The sequence below is a fragment of the Loktanella sp. DJP18 genome, assembly GCF_049310965.1.
In the GTDB taxonomy this organism is placed as follows: Bacteria; Pseudomonadota; Alphaproteobacteria; order Rhodobacterales; family Rhodobacteraceae; genus Loktanella.
Genome location: NZ_JBMERN010000005.1, coordinates 42,194 through 59,386, shown reverse-complemented (window position 1 = coordinate 59,386; position 17,193 = coordinate 42,194). Strand labels below are relative to the sequence as shown.

At 64.5% G+C, this 17,193-nt stretch carries 18 protein-coding genes; 14 read left to right on the top strand and 4 right to left on the bottom strand.

From position 1 onward, the window contains the following. Nucleotides 1-5: 5 nt before the first annotated feature. Together ACOI1H_RS02570 and ACOI1H_RS02565 are read right to left on the bottom strand one after the other, a co-directional pair. On the bottom strand, nucleotides 6-776 hold the full coding sequence (locus ACOI1H_RS02570; RefSeq protein WP_422435156.1) for a Bax inhibitor-1/YccA family protein: 771 nt from the start codon (nucleotides 774-776) through the stop codon (nucleotides 6-8). 130 nt (nucleotides 777-906) lie between these two features. Next, nucleotides 907-1,878, bottom strand: coding sequence for an NADPH:quinone oxidoreductase family protein (locus tag ACOI1H_RS02565; RefSeq protein WP_422435155.1), 972 nt, complete (start codon nucleotides 1,876-1,878; stop codon nucleotides 907-909). Between the two features lie 281 nt (nucleotides 1,879-2,159). Between ACOI1H_RS02565 and ACOI1H_RS02560 the strand changes: the two genes are divergently transcribed. The 4 genes from ACOI1H_RS02560 to ACOI1H_RS02545 all read left to right on the top strand — a co-directional run bounded on the left by ACOI1H_RS02560 (nucleotide 2,160) and on the right by ACOI1H_RS02545 (nucleotide 5,382). Then, complete coding sequence (locus tag ACOI1H_RS02560; RefSeq protein ID WP_422435154.1) at nucleotides 2,160-2,531, top strand: helix-turn-helix domain-containing protein; 372 nt, start codon at nucleotides 2,160-2,162, stop codon at nucleotides 2,529-2,531. Between the two features lie 120 nt (nucleotides 2,532-2,651). Further along, the gene (locus tag ACOI1H_RS02555; protein ID WP_422435153.1) at nucleotides 2,652-3,455 is read left to right on the top strand and encodes an inositol monophosphatase family protein; all 804 of its coding nucleotides are present in this window, start codon (nucleotides 2,652-2,654) and stop codon (nucleotides 3,453-3,455) included. Next, complete coding sequence (locus tag ACOI1H_RS02550; RefSeq protein WP_422435152.1) at nucleotides 3,448-4,782, top strand: 8-oxoguanine deaminase; 1,335 nt, start codon at nucleotides 3,448-3,450, stop codon at nucleotides 4,780-4,782. Before ACOI1H_RS02555 ends, ACOI1H_RS02550 begins: the two co-directional genes overlap by 8 nt. Before the next feature lie 57 nt (nucleotides 4,783-4,839). Beyond that, nucleotides 4,840-5,382, top strand: a complete 543-nt coding sequence (locus tag ACOI1H_RS02545) for a CAP domain-containing protein (protein ID WP_422435151.1) — start codon at nucleotides 4,840-4,842, stop codon at nucleotides 5,380-5,382. Here the strand turns inward: ACOI1H_RS02545 and guaD are convergent. Next, a complete protein-coding gene (guaD, locus tag ACOI1H_RS02540) occupies nucleotides 5,379-6,668 on the bottom strand; it encodes a guanine deaminase (protein WP_422435150.1) in 1,290 nt (429 codons plus the stop codon). The genes ACOI1H_RS02545 and guaD overlap by 4 nt on opposite strands. A gap of 106 nt (nucleotides 6,669-6,774) precedes the next feature. Between guaD and mgtE the strand changes: the two genes are divergently transcribed. The 5 genes from mgtE (at nucleotide 6,775) to ACOI1H_RS02515 (ending at nucleotide 12,306) form a co-directional block, all read left to right on the top strand. Then, on the top strand, nucleotides 6,775-8,160 hold the full coding sequence (gene mgtE, locus ACOI1H_RS02535) for a magnesium transporter (RefSeq protein ID WP_422435149.1): 1,386 nt from the start codon (nucleotides 6,775-6,777) through the stop codon (nucleotides 8,158-8,160). Between the two features lie 14 nt (nucleotides 8,161-8,174). Beyond that, on the top strand, nucleotides 8,175-8,702 hold the full coding sequence (locus ACOI1H_RS02530) for a 5-formyltetrahydrofolate cyclo-ligase (protein ID WP_422435148.1): 528 nt from the start codon (nucleotides 8,175-8,177) through the stop codon (nucleotides 8,700-8,702). Between the two features lie 99 nt (nucleotides 8,703-8,801). Next, entirely contained in the window at nucleotides 8,802-9,620 is an 819-nt protein-coding gene (locus tag ACOI1H_RS02525; protein WP_422435147.1) for a TIGR00282 family metallophosphoesterase, read from the top strand. A 79-nt stretch (nucleotides 9,621-9,699) separates the two neighbouring features. Further along, complete coding sequence (locus ACOI1H_RS02520; RefSeq protein ID WP_422435146.1) at nucleotides 9,700-11,478, top strand: SLC13 family permease; 1,779 nt, start codon at nucleotides 9,700-9,702, stop codon at nucleotides 11,476-11,478. 78 nt (nucleotides 11,479-11,556) lie between these two features. Continuing rightward, complete coding sequence (locus ACOI1H_RS02515) at nucleotides 11,557-12,306, top strand: YebC/PmpR family DNA-binding transcriptional regulator (protein ID WP_422435145.1); 750 nt, start codon at nucleotides 11,557-11,559, stop codon at nucleotides 12,304-12,306. Between the two features lie 21 nt (nucleotides 12,307-12,327). Here the strand turns inward: ACOI1H_RS02515 and ACOI1H_RS02510 are convergent, their stop codons facing one another. Further along, on the bottom strand, nucleotides 12,328-13,554 hold the full coding sequence (locus ACOI1H_RS02510; RefSeq protein WP_422435144.1) for a multidrug effflux MFS transporter: 1,227 nt from the start codon (nucleotides 13,552-13,554) through the stop codon (nucleotides 12,328-12,330). Between the two features lie 256 nt (nucleotides 13,555-13,810). Here ACOI1H_RS02510 and ACOI1H_RS02505 point away from each other — a divergent pair, with 256 nt between their 5' ends. The 5 genes from ACOI1H_RS02505 to ACOI1H_RS02485 all read left to right on the top strand — a co-directional run bounded on the left by ACOI1H_RS02505 (nucleotide 13,811) and on the right by ACOI1H_RS02485 (nucleotide 17,176). Further along, complete coding sequence (locus ACOI1H_RS02505; RefSeq protein ID WP_422435143.1) at nucleotides 13,811-15,337, top strand: acyl-CoA carboxylase subunit beta; 1,527 nt, start codon at nucleotides 13,811-13,813, stop codon at nucleotides 15,335-15,337. Between the two features lie 128 nt (nucleotides 15,338-15,465). Then, nucleotides 15,466-15,729, top strand: coding sequence for a DUF7218 family protein (locus tag ACOI1H_RS02500; protein WP_422435142.1), 264 nt, complete (start codon nucleotides 15,466-15,468; stop codon nucleotides 15,727-15,729). After that, on the top strand, nucleotides 15,627-16,094 hold the full coding sequence (locus ACOI1H_RS02495) for a DUF6497 family protein (RefSeq protein WP_422435199.1): 468 nt from the start codon (nucleotides 15,627-15,629) through the stop codon (nucleotides 16,092-16,094). Before ACOI1H_RS02500 ends, ACOI1H_RS02495 begins: the two co-directional genes overlap by 103 nt. A gap of 322 nt (nucleotides 16,095-16,416) precedes the next feature. After that, nucleotides 16,417-16,761 (top strand): hypothetical protein, encoded by a 345-nt coding sequence (locus tag ACOI1H_RS02490; protein WP_422435141.1) that lies wholly within the window; start codon nucleotides 16,417-16,419, stop codon nucleotides 16,759-16,761. A 190-nt stretch (nucleotides 16,762-16,951) separates the two neighbouring features. Continuing rightward, nucleotides 16,952-17,176: a hypothetical protein gene (locus ACOI1H_RS02485; RefSeq protein WP_422435140.1), complete on the top strand. Its 225-nt coding sequence runs from the start codon at nucleotides 16,952-16,954 to the stop codon at nucleotides 17,174-17,176. The last annotated feature ends 17 nt before the right edge of the window (nucleotides 17,177-17,193 follow it).

Below are 17,193 nucleotides of genomic sequence, written 5' to 3'. Positions count from 1 at the left end.
GCAGTTTATTCGCGATTGCCGAAAATGTGCAGCAGGAACATGAACATGTTGATGAAGTCGAGGTAGAGGTTCAGCGCCCCCATGATCGCCGACTTGCCCAGCCACTCTGCATCGCCCTGTGCGGCATGCGCGATGTAGTCGGTCTTGATCTTCTGCGTGTCGTAGGCGGTCAGGCCGGCGAAGATCAGCACGCCGATGGCCGAGATCGCGAGTTGCACGACAGGCGAACCGAGGAAGATGTTCACGATCGAGGCGACGATCAGGCCGATCACGCCCATGATCAGGAAGCTGCCCCAGCCGCTGATGTCCTTCTTGGTCGTGTAGCCGTAAAGCGACAGACCCGCGAAAGACACGGCCGTGATCAGGAAGACCTGAATGATCGAGAAGCCGGTATAAACGGCAAAGATCCACGACAGCGAAAGACCCATCAGCGCCGCGAAAGCGTAGAAGAACGTCTGCGCACCGGCGACAGACAGGCGGTTGATCATCGCGCCCATTGCAAAGACCATCGCCAGCGGGGCGAACATGACGACCCACTTCAGCGGGCTGGTGTACAGCATCACGCCGAACTCGGTCAGATAGGTATTCGCGCCGATCTGCGCTCCGGTCGGCACAGGCGACAGGGCAAGGCCAGAGATCGCCCAAGCTGCGGCAGCGGTAATCAGCATGCCTACGGACATGATGCCGTAGACCTTGTTCATATGGGCGCGGAGCCCTTCGTCGATCGCGACACCACGGACGGTGCCCGCGGTCCGGATCGTTTGATACTCAGCCATCAAGACCTCCTGTTAAAGCGGTGCGCAACGTGCGGTGCGCTCGGGTAACATATTGGCAGACTGCCCCCGTGTTTCAAGTCCCGCATGGTCGGCGCGACAGGTTGACACAGTCTGTTGCAGAACCTTGCAATCAAGGCGTGACGACGACCTTTCCGGTCGATGCACGCCGGGCGATCAGGTCCATCCCGTCCTGCGCGCGGTCCAAGGGCAGAACCTCGCTGATATGTGGTGTCAGGTGACCGTCAGCATACATGCGCATGACGTCCGCCAGGCTGTCGGTCAGGGCCTGCGGGTCGAACGTCAGATAGCCGCCCCAGTAGAACCCGATCAGGTCAATGTTCTTGACCAGCAACAGATTCGCCGGCACCTGCGGCACGTCACCGCTGGCGAAACCGATCACGACCACGCGGGCTTCTCGGTTGCAGACTGACAAGGCGGCCTTGAAGGCGTCGCCGCCAACGGGATCGTAGACGACATCGACGCCGCCAATCCGGCCTGCAAGCGACTTGAGCTGCGCTTTCAGTTCGCCCGCGTCCGAATCGATGAGGTGATCCGCACCCTTTGCCCGTGCCACGGCCAACTTGTCAGCGCCCCGCGCCACGGCGATCACGGTCGCGCCCAAGGCCTTGCCGATCTCGACGGCGGTCAGTCCGACGCCACCCGCGGCACCCAGCACCAGAAGCGTCTCGCCCGACTTCAGCCGCGCGCGCCGCGTCAACGCAAGGTGCGACGTGCCGTAGGCCACCTGAAACCCGGCAGCGACGGTATCCGGCATGGCATCCGGCACCGGGCGACACAGATGTGCGGGAAAGACGCCGACCTCGGCCATGCCGCCCTGACCGCCGAACACGCTGACACGGGTGCCGACAGCCGGGTCGGTGACACCCTCGCCCAGTGCTATGACGGTCCCGCAAACTTCCATACCCAGTGTAAATGGCGGTTTCGGGGTATCCTGATATTTGCCCTGCGCCATCAGGAGGTCGGCGAAGTTGATCCCGCACGCCGCGATGCGCAGCGCCACCTCGCCCGGTGCGGGGTTTGGCGTCGGGATGTCGACAAGCTGCGGCGGGGCGTCGAACACGGTGACCTGAAATGCGCGCATGGGATGTTTGGTCTTTCGCAAGGTTTCGGGCCGCAATGGCGCAATCTTGCGGCGATCTTGTCAAGGCCGCCGCCCGTAGGGTTAACGTAGCGTCATTTTTGACCTTTTGGCCAAGTTGTGTTCGACGATCCTGTCCTTAAGGTTAGGCGTCGCGTTGCAACCGTTGCGTGTTTACCGGAGCTTATTTTATGGCGTCTTTAGGAAGACTTCGACCGCCGGTCATGACGCTCCGGTTTGGTCGCAAATTTATTGGACCTAGTCCGTTAACAAGGAAAGAATTGATGAAACACGCTGTAGATGTCCACGTCGGCAAGCGCATCCGTCATCGGCGGTGGATGAATGGCACCACCCAGCAACAGCTTGCCGAAGCGGTCGGTATCAAGTTTCAGCAGATCCAGAAATACGAGACCGGCATGAACCGTGTCAGCGCGTCCCGGTTGTGGGATATCGCGCATGTGCTGGGTGTGCCGGTGTCATTTTTCTTTGAAGGGATCGAGGCGGAAAGCCAGCTTACCGTGCGTGCGGGCGAACTGCCGGGCGATATCCTGACCGACAAGGAAGCGCTTGATCTTCTGCGGTCCTACTATGCGATCCCGGAACATCAGCGTCGTCGTCTGTTCGACCTTGCCCGTGTGCTGAGCGAGGCGGCCTGACGTAGCATCGGTGTTGATCGACTTCCGCCGTACGCGGCGTTTGCAACACGACGTCCATCGGGTAGTGTGACCACACGACAGGACGACCTGCCGATCCGGTAACATCGGGAACCCGACATTTTGGACGATACGCTGAAAGCGGACCTGATCCGCGTTGCGCACCTGATCGCCGACGCGGCTCGTCCTGAAACGTTGCGCCTGTTCCGCTCGCCCGGCCTCCAGGCCGACAACAAGGGGCAGGACCTGTTCGATCCGGTGACCGCTGCGGACCGCGCGGCAGAAGCGGCTATGCGGGCCGTCATCGCGTGTGAACGCCCCGACGACGGAATCCTGGGCGAAGAGATGGGCGTGCAGGCAGGCACCAGCGGCCTGACTTGGGTGCTTGACCCGATCGACGGCACGCGCGGCTATCTGTGCGGCACGCCGACCTGGGGTGTCCTGGTGTCGGTCGCCGACGCGACGGGTCCGCTGTTCGGCCTCATCGATCAACCCTTCATCGGCGAGCGGTTCATCGGTGGGTTCGGCATCGCAGAGGTGCAGGGGCCGCATGGAACCCACCCGCTCGCGACCCGGCAAAGTCGCCCGCTGGAAAGCTCCATCATGCTGACGACCTTTCCCGAGGTCGGGACCAAGGTTGAAGGGCGGGCCTTTCGTGCAGTGTCAGAGCGGATGCAACTGACCCGCTATGGCATGGATTGCTATGGCTATGCCTTGCTGGCCGCGGGGCAGGTCGATCTGGTGATCGAGGCAGGGCTGCAACCCTACGACGTTCACGCGCCGATCTGCGTCATCCAGGCGGCGGGCGGCATCGTGTCAAACTGGCAGGGTGGGGCGGCGCATCACGGCGGCCGCGTCATCGCCGCAGCGAACCGCGACATTCACGCCGTCGCGCTTCAGATCCTGCAAGACGCCATCGATGGCTGAAACGCTGCTGCGCGGTGCCGATGTCGTCGTCACGATGGACGACGCGGGAACGGAACTGGCGCGGGCCGATGTCCTGATCCGCGACGGCGTGATCGCTGCCGTGGGGCAGGGGCTGACAACCACGGGCACGAGCCACAACGTCGCAGGCTGCGTCGTGACGCCCGGCCTGATCAACACCCACCACCATCTTTATCAGACCTTGACCCGCGCCGTCCCGGGCGGGCAGGACGCCCTTCTGTTCGGCTGGCTCCGCACGCTCTATCCGATCTGGTCGCGTTTCGGACCGGAAGAGATGTTCGTTTCGGCGCAGGTGGGGCTGGTCGAACTGGCGCTGTCGGGTTGCACACTGACGGCGGATCATCTGTACCTGTTCCCGAACGGTGCGCGGCTGGACGATACCATCGCGGCGGCGGGGGACATCGGTCTGCGGTTTCATCCCACCCGCGGGGCCATGAGCATCGGAGAAAGCAGTGGTGGCCTCCCACCCGATTCGCTAGTCGAACGTGAGGACGCAATTCTGAACGACTGCATCCGGGTCATCGACGCCTTTCACGATCCCAGGCCAGGAGCGATGGTCCGCGTCGGCGTCGCGCCCTGTTCGCCATTCTCGGTCAGCCGAGACCTGATGCGCGACGCGGCCTTGCTGGCCCGCGACAAGGGCGTGATGCTGCACACGCATCTGGCCGAAAACGACGAGGACGTGGCCTATGCGCTGGCCCAGTTCGGCTGCCGGCCCGGTCAATACGCCGAAGACCTGGGCTGGACCGGCGCGGACGTCTGGCACGCCCATTGCGTGAAACTCGACGCGGCAGAGATCGACCTGTTCGCGCGGTCCGGCACCGGCGTCGCCCACTGTCCCTGCTCCAACTGTCGGCTGGGGTCCGGCATCGCGCCGGTGCGGGCGATGCTGGATGCGGGGGTGAACGTGGGACTTGGCATCGACGGGTCGGCCAGCAACGACGCAGGCAACTTGATCGCCGAGGCGCGTCAGGCGATGCTGTTGCAGCGCGTCAGTCTGGGGGCCGACAAGATGAGCGCGCGCGCAGCACTGCGACTGGCGACGCGCGGCGGTGCCGCCGTGCTGGGTCGCGACGATCTGGGCCAGATCGCGGTGGGCAAACGCGCCGATCTGGCGGTCTGGGACGTCACCGGGATCGAGAGCGCGGGGTCCTGGGATGCGGCAGCGCTGGTGCTGGCGGGGCCTGTCCGCGTGCGCGAACTGTTCGTCGAAGGGCGACAGATCGTGGGCGACGGGCGGATGCTGACCGTCGATATCGCGGCACTGATCGCCCGGCAGAACGGTCTGGCCCGCGCACTCTGCAGTTGACAGTTCGGCAAGGTTTTGGCGTCTATGGTGGCTTGTTCCCTCGTGATCGGTCCTGCCATGATGTCCCGTTTCTCTGCCCTGATCCTGTCGGCCCTGCTGGCGCTGTCCGCCTGCGTCCCTGTGCCCGTTCCCCTTATCGTGCCGCTCAGCGCGTCCGGTGCCCCTGTGACGGACGAGCCGGTTCAGCGCCTTGGCGCAACGGCACCGCTGTCCCCGGCGGTGGACGCTGCTCTGAACGAGGTGCGCGCGGACAACGGCCAATCGGCGCTCGTCTCGAATGGCACCCTCGACCGGGTCGCGGCGCAATATGCCGCTGAACTGGCGCAGGGCGACAAGTTGATGATGGGGCTGTCCACCGGGGCCCGGGCGGGCCAGCGGATCAAGGCCGCCGGCGTGTCGGGCTGCACCGCGGGAGAGGTCATTTCCCAGGGTTACCCCACCGCGCAGGCCGCGCTGTCCGCCTGGCTGTCGAACCCGCAACAGCGGCGGGTCCTGCTGAATCCTGCCTATGTCAACTACGGCTTCGGTCATGCGGTCGACCTGTCGGGGCGCGGAGCGGATGTCTGGGTGATCGTTCTGCTGATGGCCTGCGCCGCCTAGGTCACGACGCGGCGGCCGCCGACCCAGACGTCGCGCACGGCGCGGTCGTCGCCCATCATGATCGTGGGGAACAGCGCCTCCCAGACATCGCTCGCCCGCGCGGCGCGTTGCGCGATGGCGGGGGTGGATGCAAGGTCGAGCACGGTGATATCCGCCGTGGCCCCGGCACCCAGATGCCCGATGCTGCCGCCCATGTGCAGGGCGCGGGCCGATCCTTCGGTCGCGAGCCACATCAGCTGCGCCGGGTGAAGGGCGGTGCCGCGCAACTGCCCGATCTCGTAGGCGGCAGCCATCGTGCGCAGCATGGAAAACGATGATCCCCCGCCGGTATCCGTGGCCAAGCCGATGGAAATTCGCCGCGCGGCAAGGCCGGCCATGTCGAACAGACCGGACCCGATGAAGGTATTGGACGTCGGACAATGCACGACCGCCGCCCCCACCTCTGCCAGGCGGTCGACCTCGCGCGGGGCCAGATGGATCGCGTGACCGTACAGCCCGCGCGCGCCCAGCAAGCCATGCGCCTCGTAGGTGTCGAGGTAGTCGCGCGCGCCCGGGAAAAGGTCGCGGACCCAGGCAATCTCCGGCACTTGCTCTGACAGGTGGGTCTGCATCAGCGCATCGGGCCGTTCGGCCCAAAGCGCGCCCAGCGCGGCCAACTGGTCCGGTGTCGAGGTCGGCGAAAAGCGCGGCGTGATCGCATAGGTCGCGCGGCCATTTCCGTGCCAGCGATCCAACAGCGCCTTGCTGTCGTCGTAGGCACCCTGCGCCGTGTCGCGCAGCCCGTCGGGTGCATTGCGGTCCATGCAGGTCTTGCCGCCGACCACGGCCATCCCACGCGCTGCGGCTGCACCGAACCATGCATCCACGCTGCCCGGATGGATTGTGCAGAAGCTGCACAGTGTCGTCGTCCCGTGCGCCAGCGCCAGATCGAGCGTCGTGTCGGCAACGGCGCGGGCATAGGCGGGATCGGCCAGCCGCATTTCCTGAGAAAATGTGTAGGTATTCAGCCAGTCGATCAACTGCTTGCCCCAGCTCGCCACGATGGGGGTCTGGGGATAGTGCATGTGCGCATCGACAAAGCCGGCACCGATCAGGGCATCACCGTAGTCGGTAACCGGTACCTCGGGATTTGCCGCCCGCAGCGCGGACCCGTTGCCGACGGTCTCGATCCGCCCGTCTGCGATCAGCACCCCGCCCGCGCTGTCATGTCGCGTCGCCGCCTGCCAGTCGGTCAGGGCGCAGCCGTCGAAGGCCAGCGTCTGGCCCAGAAGAAGATGTTTTTCCATACTCGCACCCTAGTCCGGCGGACAGGGGCCTACAATCGGTGCCAAGCCTGTTGTGGTGCGACGCCGCTTCTCTATGTTGCGCGAAAAGCCGCGAAGGGGGACTGCCATGACCGACCAGGACACGCTCCCGGATCAGCATGACGATGACGAGGTGTTCGGCATCACCGACCGCGTCGTCTCGGACGTGCTGGAGGCCATCGACGACCGCAATGTCGAGCAGATCGAAGCGCTGCTCGACCCCCTTCACCCCGCGGACATCGCCCACCTGATCGAGCTGATCGACACCCGCCAGCGGCGCGAACTGCTGACCCTGTGGAAGGGCGGCATGGACGGCGAGATCCTGTCCGAACTCGACGAACGCATCCGCGAAGAGATCATCTCGGCGCTGGCCCCCGCCGAACTGGCCGAGGCGGTGCGCGATCTGGAAAGCGACGATGTCGTGGACCTTGTCGAATATCTGGACGTGGAACAGCAGGAGGCGGTGCTTGACGCGCTCGACCCCGGCGACCGGGTCGTCGTCGAACAATCACTGTCCTACCCCGAGGAATCCGCAGGCCGCCACATGCAGGTCGAGCTGGTGCGGGCACCGGAACACTGGACCGTCGGTGACGCCATCGATTTTCTGCGGTCCGACGTGGTTCTGCCGGACCAGTTCTATCACATCATCCTGGTCGACCCGCGGCTGAAGGCCGTGGGATATGTCACGCTGGGCCGCGTGCTGAGCAATCCGCGCGACACCAGGCTGCGCGACATCATGGAAGACACATTTCGCACCTTCCACGTCGAACAGGACGTGGAAGAAGTCGCGCAGGCGATCAACCACTACCACATGATCACGGCGCCCGTCGTGGACGACGACGACCGCATTGTCGGCGTCATCACCATCGACGACGCGATGGCGTTCCTGGAGGAAGAAGCCGAGGAAGACCTTCTGCGCCTCGCCGGTGTCGGTGAAGGCAGCCTGTCGGACCGCGTGATCGAGACGACGAAGCAGCGCGCGCCCTGGCTTGCGGTGAACCTGTGCACAGCGATCCTGGCGTCGATGGTGATCTCGCTGTTCGAGGGGACGATCTCGTCGCTCGTGGCGCTGGCGGTGCTGATGCCGATCGTCGCCTCGATGGGCGGCAACGCGGGTACGCAGTCGCTGACCGTCGCCGTGCGCGCGCTGGCGACGCGCGACCTGACGGGATCAAACGTCTGGCGCGTCATTCGGCGCGAGGTTCTGGTGGGGCTGATCAATGGCGTGCTGTTCGCCGTCGTGATGGGCATCGTCGGCGTGGTCTGGTTCGGCTCTCCCATGTTGGGGGCGGTGATCGGCTGCGCGATGGTGATCAACCTCGTAGTTGCGGGACTGGCCGGGACGGGGGTGCCCATCGTGCTGGAGCGTATGGGCGTGGATCCGGCGCTCGCCTCTGGTGCCTTCGTGACGACGGTGACGGATATCGTCGGCTTTTTCGCGTTCCTCGGGCTAGCCGCGCTGTGGCTGCTGTGACGGACGCGAAGGCCATGGCGCGTGCGGCGGCCCTGACCCGGCGCGCCCGGGCCCATGCGGTGGGCGGTCCACAGGCGGGGCATCTGTCACAGGTGCTGGCCCGACACCGCGGCGTGCCGCTGGCCGGCTACCTTCCGATGCGGACCGAGATCGACCCGGTCCCAGCACTGGCAGAGGCCGCGGCGCATGGCCCTGTCGGGATGCCGGTGATCGTGGCCCGCGATGCACCTCTGCGTTTTCGAACGTGGACCCCGGGCTGCGCCACGGTGCCGGGCCTGTTCGGCGCGCCGGTGCCCGAAGGTGGCGACTGGATGACACCTGACATTCTGATCGTGCCGCTTGTCGCCTTCGATGTGCACGGCGGGCGGTTGGGCTATGGCGGCGGCTTCTACGACCGCACGTTGCAGGCTCTGCGCGCGCGCGGTCCGGTATTGGCCATCGGGTTCGCGTTCGCCGCACAGCAGACGGATGATCTGCCGATCGAGGCGACGGACCAGCCGCTCGACATGATCGTCACGGAGCATGGTATCATCGCGACCTGACGCGCCGGTCCGTCCGACCCTGACACGGCAAGACTGCGCGGCGGTCTGCCACAGAAGAATCTTCTAGAAGATTTTTCGCTCAGTCCCTAACAGGGTACCATGAAAATCATGTTCCTGGGCGACGTCATGGGACGCGCCGGCCGCAGCGCCATCACCGATCATCTGCCGCACCTGCGCAAGGATTGGAAACTCGATTTCGTCGTGGTCAACGGCGAGAATGCGACCAACGGGTCAGGTCTGTCCGCCGACCATGCCAAGGCCATCCTCAAGGCCGGGGCCGATGTGGTGACGCTGGGCGATCATGCCTTCGATCAGCGGGACATGCTGAGTTTCATCGAGAAGGAGCCGCGCCTGATCCGCCCGCTGAATTACGCCAAGGGCGCTCCCGGTGCGGGTGCGCGCGTCTTTTCCGATGCGCGCGGACGCAAGGTCCTGGTGGCACAGGCGCTGGGTCAGGTCTTCATGAAGCGGCCCTTCGACGATCCATTCTCGGCGCTGGAGACGGTGCTGAAACAGTATCCGATGGGCGGACAGGTGCAGGCGTCGCTGATCGACATCCATTGCGAGGCGACGTCCGAAAAGATGGCCGTCGGTCACTACTGCGACGGGCGCGCCAGCATCGTCGTCGGCACCCATACCCATGTGCCGACGGCCGATGCGATGATCCTGCCCGGCGGCACCGCGTTCCAGTCCGACGCGGGCATGTGCGGCGACTACGACAGCGTGATCGGCATGGACAAGGCCGAACCGCTGCGCCGGTTCATCACGGGGATGCCGAAGGGTCGCTTCAACCCGGCAGAGGGCGAGGCGACCCTGTCCGGGCTTTATGTCGAGACCGACGACCGCACCGGGCAGGCCACGACCTGCATCATGGTGCGGCAAGGCGGGCGGCTGTCGCAGTCGGGTCCCGGCAGCTGACCGTTCCATCCTCGTATGATCGTTGCGGTGGCCGTCGCGCCGCGCGACAAAGGCGAACCATCCTTCTGAAGGCATCCTGATGTTAGACCTTCCCTTCCTGATGCAGCATCAGGCCATCGCCACATTGCTGCTGCTGGCAGCGATGTTCGCGCTGTTCCTGCGCGAAACCTTCCCGACCGAGGTCGTGGCCATGCTGGGGGCCGCGATCCTGCTGTTCACGGGAATCCTGCCCTACGACGAGGCAGTGAAGGTCCTGTCGAATGCCGCCCCCTGGACCATCGCGATGATGTTCATCATCATGGGCGCTCTCGTGCGCACCGGCGCGCTGGATTACGTCACGCAGATGGCCGAGCGGGCGGCCAAGCGGAACCCGAAACATGCGGTCGGCGGCGTCATGGGATTCGTCATTTCCGCCTCTGCCTTCGTGAACAACACGCCGGTCGTGGTCGTGATGTTGCCGGTCTTCGTGCAGATGGCCCGCACGCTGAAGGTCTCGGCCTCCAAGCTGCTGATCCCCTTGTCCTATGGGTCCATCGTGGGCGGCACGCTGACGCTGATCGGCACGTCGACGAACCTTGTGGTCGATGGCGTGGCCCGCCAGTCCGGCATGGAACCCTTCGGCATCTTCGAGGTCACGCCGATCGGCATCGTGATTGCCGTCTGGACGATGGGTTATCTGTACCTGTTCGGCAATCGCCTGCTGCCCGACCGGACCAGCATGGCGACCATGCTGTCGGACCGGTCCAGGATGCGCTTCTTCACCGAAGCGGTGATTCCGCCCGACAGCAACCTCTTGGGCCGCGAAGTGCTGAGCGTGCAGTTGTTCAAACGTGAAGGCGTGCGCCTGATCGACGTCATCCGCGGCGACGCCTCCCTGCGCCGCGACATGGAAAGCGTCACGCTCGAGGTCGGCGACCGGGTCGTGTTGCGCACGGCGATGACGGAGCTTCTGTCCTTGCAGGCGACGAAGGAACTGCGGCGCGTCGATCAGGTGTCCGCGGTCGAGACCAGCACCGTCGAGGTCCTGATTTCGCCCGAATGCCGGATGGTCGGCCGCAGCCTTGGTGCCATGCGCCTGCGCCGGCGCTACGGCGTCTATACGCTGGCGGTGCATCGTCGCGACCGCAACATCGGGCGGCAACTGGACGATCTGGTGGTCAAGGTCGGTGACACCCTTCTGCTGGAAGGCACGCCGGAAGATATCCAGCGTCTCGCCGCCGACATGAACCTGGCCGATGTGTCGAAACCCTCGGCCCGCGCCTATCGGCGCACCCACGCGCCCATCGCGATCGCCGTGATGCTGGCGGTCGTGGTGCTGGCGGCCTTCAACGTCGCACCCATCCTGCAGCTGGCGTTTCTGGGGGCGGTGATTGTCCTTTTGACGGGTTGCATCGACGCGGACGAAGCGTTTCAGTCCATCGACGGCCACCTGTTGGCGCTGATCTTTGCGATGCTGGCCGTTGGGGCCGCGTTGGAGGAATCGGGTGCCGTCGAGATCATCGCCGGGTCGCTGGCCCCCTACATGATGGTCCTGCCGGCCTTCGTCGTGGTCTTTGCCGTCTACACACTTTCGATGTTGCTGACAGAGCTTGTGTCGAACAACGCGGTCGCGGTGGTCATGACTCCCATCGCCATCGGCCTGGCCACCGCGCTCGCGGTCGATCCGCGGCCGTTGGTGATTGCGGTGATGATGGCTGCCTCGGCCAGCTTTTCCACCCCCATCGGGTACCAGACGAACACGCTTGTCTATGGGCCCGGCGGCTACCGCTTTACCGACTTCCTGCGCATCGGCGTGCCGTTGAACCTGTCGCTGGCGGTGATCTGTTCGGTCGCCATTCCGCTGATCTATCCGCTGTAAGCGGCAGGCTTGCGGGGCAGGGGGCACCGCGCTAGAACGACGCGCAATCACCGACAGACCAGATAAGGGGTTCACGCCATGGCCGGGCATTCCAAATGGGCGAACATCCAGCACCGCAAGGGGCGTCAGGACAAGCTGCGCGCCAAGCTGTTCTCCAAGATGAGCAAGGAAATCACGGTGGCCGCCAAGATGGGCGACCCGGACCCGGACAAGAACCCGCGCCTGCGCCTTGCGGTGAAGGAGGCCAAGCAGTCCTCGGTGCCCAAGGAAGTGATCGAGCGCGCGATCACCAAGGCTGTCGGCGGTGACGCGGAAAGTTATGACGAGATCCGCTACGAAGGGTATGGCCCGAACGGCGTCGCGGTGATCGTCGAGGCGATGACCGACAACCGCAACCGCACCGCGTCCAATGTGCGGTCCACCTTTACCAAGAACGGCGGCAACCTGGGCGAGACCGGCAGCGTCGGCTTCATGTTCGACCGCAAGGGCCAGATCGTCTATCCGGCCTCCGTCGGCGACGAGGATATCGTGATGATGGCGGCGATCGAGGCCGGCGCCGAGGACGTGCAGTCCGACGAGGACAATCACGTCGTCATCTGCGCCCCGACCGACCTGAACGAGGTGTCGACGGCACTGGAAGACGCATTGGGCGAGGCCGAAAGCACCAAGCTGATCTGGCAGCCGAACATGCAGACCGAACTGGATCTGGACGGCCTGACCAAGCTGATGAAGCTGGTCGAGACGCTGGAAGACGACGATGACGTGCAATCCGTCACGACGAACGTGGAAGCAAGCGACGACGTGATGGCGGCCTACGCCAACAGCTGATCGCAACAGTCGCGAGCGTCGTCAGATGGCCTGCCGCCGCGCCAGAGTGTTCGTGCGGACCATCACGACGACGATCGACGCCAGCGCCAGCACGGCACTGGCCAGCATAAGGGCCTGAAGCGGCACCGTGCCTGATGCATCGTCCAGCAGGCCGCCGGCGAATTGCGACAGGGCCGCACCGCCTCCGATCATCAAGGCGCCTCCAAGGCCCGAAGCGGTGCCTGCCAGAAGGGGTCGCACCGACAGAAGGCCCGCCGTGGCGTTGGGCAGCATCAGGCCGTTGCCCAAGCCCAGCAAGGTGCAGAAGCCAAAGAACAGCAATGCCGAATTGTATCCGGCGACCGACAGCAGCAGCGACACGCCAAGACCCACGATGCTGACGATGCACCCGGTCAGCGCCATAAGGTCGATACCGAACCGCACGGCATAACGCCCGGTCAGGAAGTTGCCCAAAGCGTAGCCGATGGCGGGAGCGCCCAACGCCGTGCCGGTCAGCATCGGCGACAGGCCATAGATGTGGTCCGCGACATAGGCGGCCCCACCGAGGAAGGCGAAGAACGACCCCGACCCGAAGGCGGCGCACAGCGCGTATCCCCAGAAGCGCGGCGCGCTCAGCAGATCGGGATAGCTGCGCAACTGCGCGCGGAACGTGGTGCCGCCACCCCGGACGGTCTCTCCCTGATCGAACCAGGCGAACACGAACACCAGCGCGCCGGCCAGCGACAGGAACACGAAGGACGACTGCCAGCCAAAGGCCTGATCCAGCACGCCGCCGATGGTCGGACCGATCATCGGGATCACGGCCATGCCCATCGTGACATAGCCGATCTTGGACGCGCTTTCGTCCGCCGGATAGATGTCGCGCACGATGGCCCGCGACAGCACGATCCCTGTGGCGACGACGGACTGCAGGATGCGGAACCCCAGAAAGGCGGCAATGCTGGTCGTCATCAGCGCACCGACCGTCGCCACGATGAAAATGATGAGAGACCCCAGCATCAGCTTGCGCCGCCCGAACCGGTCCGACAGCGGGCCGACGAAAATCTGCAGGATCGCCGTCGCCGCCAGATAGCCGGACACCGAGAACTGCATGGTGGCGTAGTCGGTCTGAAAGAATTCCGCCATGCGCGTCAGGGACGGCAGAAAGATCGACATGTTCAGTGCGGGGATGCCAGCCAGAAGGATCAGCGTCGCAATGTGGGGCGGGGTACGGCTGTCGAAGAACCGGATCTGGGGCGGATTTTGCATGGCGGCACGTTAAGGGTGCGCGTCGCCATGTCCATCCGCATTTCGGCCCGCCCCACTGTGCGAAAATGAACGGTTCGTTGCGTTGCAGGGGATAGCGCTAACGGCGTCAGGTTGCACCGCGGCGCAGCCATCCCGCCGTCGATATTGGAAAATTTCTTGACAGGACCGCGGCGTCACAGGCGCTTTGTGGCTTCACCTGTTGGCCAGCGGTCCCTATGATCCCTGCCAAGGCAAGACGCAGGCTGCGGGGGACACCATGAAAGACCATCTGGACGCGCTTGAGGCGCGACGCGCGGAATCGCAGCTTGGCGGTGGTCAGGACCGGATCGACGCGCAGCATGCCAAGGGCAAGCTGACTGCGCGCGAGCGCATCGAACTGCTGCTGGACGAAGGCAGCTTCGAGGAATTCGATGCCTTCGTCACCCACCGCGCCATCGACTTCGGGATGCAGGACAGCACGCCGATGGGTGACGGCGTCGTGACTGGATGGGGCACGATCAACGGGCGGATGGTCTATATATTCTCACAGGACTTCACTGTCTTCGGCGGGTCGCTGTCGGAAACCCATGCCCTGAAGATCTGCAAGATCATGGACATGGCGATGCAGAACGGCGCGCCGGTGATCGGCATCAACGATTCCGGCGGCGCGCGTATTCAGGAAGGCGTCGCGTCCCTTGCGGGCTACGCCGAGGTGTTTCAGCGCAACATCATGGCGTCCGGTGTGGTGCCGCAGATCAGCCTGATCATGGGACCCTGCGCGGGTGGCGCCGTCTATTCGCCCGCCATGACCGATTTCATCTTCATGGTGCGCGACACGTCATACATGTTCGTGACGGGCCCCGATGTGGTGAAGACCGTCACGAACGAGGTCGTGACCGCCGAAGAACTGGGCGGGGCCGGCACGCATACGAAGAAATCCTCTGTCGCGGACGGGGCGTTCGACAACGATGTAGAGGCGATTGCCGAATGTCGTCGCCTGTTCGATTTCCTGCCGCTGAACAACCGCAAGTCGGTGCCGACGCGGCCCTTCTTCGACGACGTGAACCGGATCGAAGATAGCCTCGATACGCTGATCCCCGACAATGCGAACACGCCCTACGACATGAAAGAGCTGATCCACAAGCTGGCAGACGAAGGCGACTTCTACGAGATCCAGGCGGATTTCGCCCGCAACATCCTGACCGGCTTCATCCGGCTGGAAGGGTCCACCGTCGGCGTCGTGGCAAACCAGCCGATGGTGTTGGCCGGGTGTCTGGACATCGACAGCGCGCGCAAGGCGGCGCGGTTCGTGCGGTTCTGCGACGCCTTCGAGATCCCGATCCTGACGCTGGTCGACGTGCCGGGGTTCCTGCCGGGCACGTCTCAGGAATATGGCGGCGTCATCAAGCATGGGGCCAAGCTGCTGTTCGCCTATGGCGAGGCGACGGTGCCGAAGGTCACGGTGATCACCCGCAAGGCCTACGGCGGTGCCTACGACGTCATGGCGTCCAAGCATCTGCGCGGCGACTTCAACTATGCCTGGCCCACGGCCGAAATCGCGGTGATGGGGGCCAAGGGCGCGACCGAGATCATCTATCGCGGCAAGTCCGCCGAAGAGATCGCCACGCGCACCAAGGAATACGAGGATCGGTTCGCCAATCCTTTCGTCGCGGCCTCCAAGGGGTTCATCGATGAGGTGATCATGCCCCGATCCACCCGCCGGCGGGTGTGCCGTGCCTTTGCGTCCCTGCGCGGCAAGTCCCTGCAGAACCCGTGGAAGAAGCATGACAACATCCCGCTTTAGTCCCGGTCCGCAAAGAGGGGGGCCAGCCCCCCGTCCGCAAGGCGCGGACTCCCCCCGGAGTTCAACTGGCCAGATGAACGGGGGAACTCGGTCGGCGGGTCTGTCGTTGCGCCCGAAAGGAGGGCGCGATGACCAAGGATCATGGACCGAGGATCAAGGACGACGAGACCTACGAGGCCCTGCGAAACCAGGGCGCGTCGCAGGAGAAAGCCGCGCGGATCGCCAATGCGCAAGCCGCACCGGACCAGCACCCGAGCGAGAAGGGCGGCAAGGCACCGCCGTACGAAGACTGGTCGAAGGACGATCTTTACGCGCGCGCGCAGGAGTTGGAGATCGCGGGCCGGTCGGACATGTCCAAGGACGATCTTATCGCGGCCTTGCGGGATCGCTGATTGCGGCTGCCTTTTGGGCGACACCTCTTGCGGCGCAGCAGATCAGCGTGCCTTCAGGTTTGGAGATTTCGCTGAACGACGTGATACTGGAAGCGGACACCAAGGTGGCGCGGTTTCGGTTCATCGTGCCGGCGATCGGACCCGACGGCGGGCAGAAGGTCTTTGCCGATGTCATCGATGATCTTCAATACGTCTGCGACCGCGTGATCGTGCCCGCGTTGCAGGGCAATGGCTGGGACAGCGGCGAGGTCGTCGTCTCGATCTCGGACAAGCCGGTAGCCTTTGGCACCTACAGCCCTGACGTGACCCAATTCTTTCAACCGTTTCGGTTGGAAGCCAATGCCTGCATCTGGGAGGACTTCTGATGCCCGCGATACCGATGGCAACAATCCGCCCAACGCGCGGTGCAAACCTGCCACGGTGGGCGGATCGCGGAAATCGACTGCTCGTCCGAATCGGGACCGGTGATAAGATATCCCTGCGCGCGGCAAGCGCGCGTCCCTTGTGGACCTGCGATCAACGCGGGCCGCAGCAGTCAGGTGGATCAGGCAGATGTCGAACGGTTTCAAGGTTTTTTGCGTCGTGGCCCTCATGGCGCTTGTCGCCGTCAGCGGATCGAGAGGGCAAGCGCGCGTCGGTCTGCCCGAGGTCGCGTCAGATCTGTAAAATCGCAAAGAGGGCCGCGTGATGGAAAAGCATCGCGGCTTTCCCGGCCGCCTGCACGGCACCGATTATCAGTTCGTCATCAGGCGCGGCCACAAGGACGGCGCAACGAAGCTGGTTGCGCGCGAACGCTATGCCGACCGTCGGCCGCCGGACCGCAAGGCGGACAGCGCCTTCATGCAGGCCCTTTGGCAACATTTCGGCGAAGACCCTTTCGTGCGGGGCAACCTGGATGCGGGCCGGCTCAGCTGGCTGTTCGAGCGGGAAGTCGTCGCCGTCGAAGACCCTTTCGATGCCGAATCCTACGACGCGCTGCTGCGGATCGACGTGACGCGTGCGCGTGTCAGCTTTCCGGAAGCGTTCGAGTGAGGGCGCGCAATGGTCTTCGAAGGGTGGTCGACCCGACATTGGGCCGTCCTGTCGCGGTGTTATTGCATAGCGGTCGCATTTCGCGGAACTTAACGGCGGTAAAGCGCCTTTTGTCTGCAATCGGGCTTGAGTTGCCCGAAGACAAACGCGACCTTGCACACGTCAACAACCTTAACGAAAGCATAATCACATGTTCAAAGCTACCTGGCTCCTCGCCCCCATCGCCGCCCTCGGTCTGTCCGCCTGCGCCGGTTCCGGCATCGGTGACTCCGATCTGGAGCGTGGCCTCATCGGTGCCGGTGCCGGTGCTGCCGCATCCGGCGTCCTCAACACCGACCCGACCGGCACGGCGCTGGCCGGCGCGGCCGCTGGCCTGCTCTGCGACGACGCCGGCATCTGCCGCCCGACCCGCTAAGTCGCTTCGCGCTGCGG

Bases quoted from the DNA above. Each gene is read 5' to 3' on its own strand.
- ACOI1H_RS02530 (WP_422435148.1), top strand. From the start codon at position 8,175: ATGGCGCGTGCGGCGGCCCTGACCCGGCGCGCCCGGGCCCATGCGGTG.
- ACOI1H_RS02550 (WP_422435152.1), top strand. From the start codon at position 3,448: ATGGCTGAAACGCTGCTGCGCGGTGCCGATGTCGTCGTCACGATGGAC.
- ACOI1H_RS02520 (WP_422435146.1), top strand. From the start codon at position 9,700: ATGTTAGACCTTCCCTTCCTGATGCAGCATCAGGCCATCGCCACATTG.
- ACOI1H_RS02505 (WP_422435143.1), top strand. From the start codon at position 13,811: ATGAAAGACCATCTGGACGCGCTTGAGGCGCGACGCGCGGAATCGCAG.
- ACOI1H_RS02510 (WP_422435144.1), bottom strand. From the start codon at position 13,554: ATGCAAAATCCGCCCCAGATCCGGTTCTTCGACAGCCGTACCCCGCCC.
- ACOI1H_RS02565 (WP_422435155.1), bottom strand. From the start codon at position 1,878: ATGCGCGCATTTCAGGTCACCGTGTTCGACGCCCCGCCGCAGCTTGTC.
- ACOI1H_RS02545 (WP_422435151.1), top strand. From the start codon at position 4,840: ATGATGTCCCGTTTCTCTGCCCTGATCCTGTCGGCCCTGCTGGCGCTG.
- ACOI1H_RS02570 (WP_422435156.1), bottom strand. From the start codon at position 776: ATGGCTGAGTATCAAACGATCCGGACCGCGGGCACCGTCCGTGGTGTC.
- guaD (WP_422435150.1), bottom strand. From the start codon at position 6,668: ATGGAAAAACATCTTCTTCTGGGCCAGACGCTGGCCTTCGACGGCTGC.
- ACOI1H_RS02485 (WP_422435140.1), top strand. From the start codon at position 16,952: ATGTTCAAAGCTACCTGGCTCCTCGCCCCCATCGCCGCCCTCGGTCTG.
- ACOI1H_RS02515 (WP_422435145.1), top strand. From the start codon at position 11,557: ATGGCCGGGCATTCCAAATGGGCGAACATCCAGCACCGCAAGGGGCGT.
- ACOI1H_RS02490 (WP_422435141.1), top strand. From the start codon at position 16,417: ATGGAAAAGCATCGCGGCTTTCCCGGCCGCCTGCACGGCACCGATTAT.
- mgtE (WP_422435149.1), top strand. From the start codon at position 6,775: ATGACCGACCAGGACACGCTCCCGGATCAGCATGACGATGACGAGGTG.
- ACOI1H_RS02525 (WP_422435147.1), top strand. From the start codon at position 8,802: ATGAAAATCATGTTCCTGGGCGACGTCATGGGACGCGCCGGCCGCAGC.
- ACOI1H_RS02500 (WP_422435142.1), top strand. From the start codon at position 15,466: ATGACCAAGGATCATGGACCGAGGATCAAGGACGACGAGACCTACGAG.
- ACOI1H_RS02560 (WP_422435154.1), top strand. From the start codon at position 2,160: ATGAAACACGCTGTAGATGTCCACGTCGGCAAGCGCATCCGTCATCGG.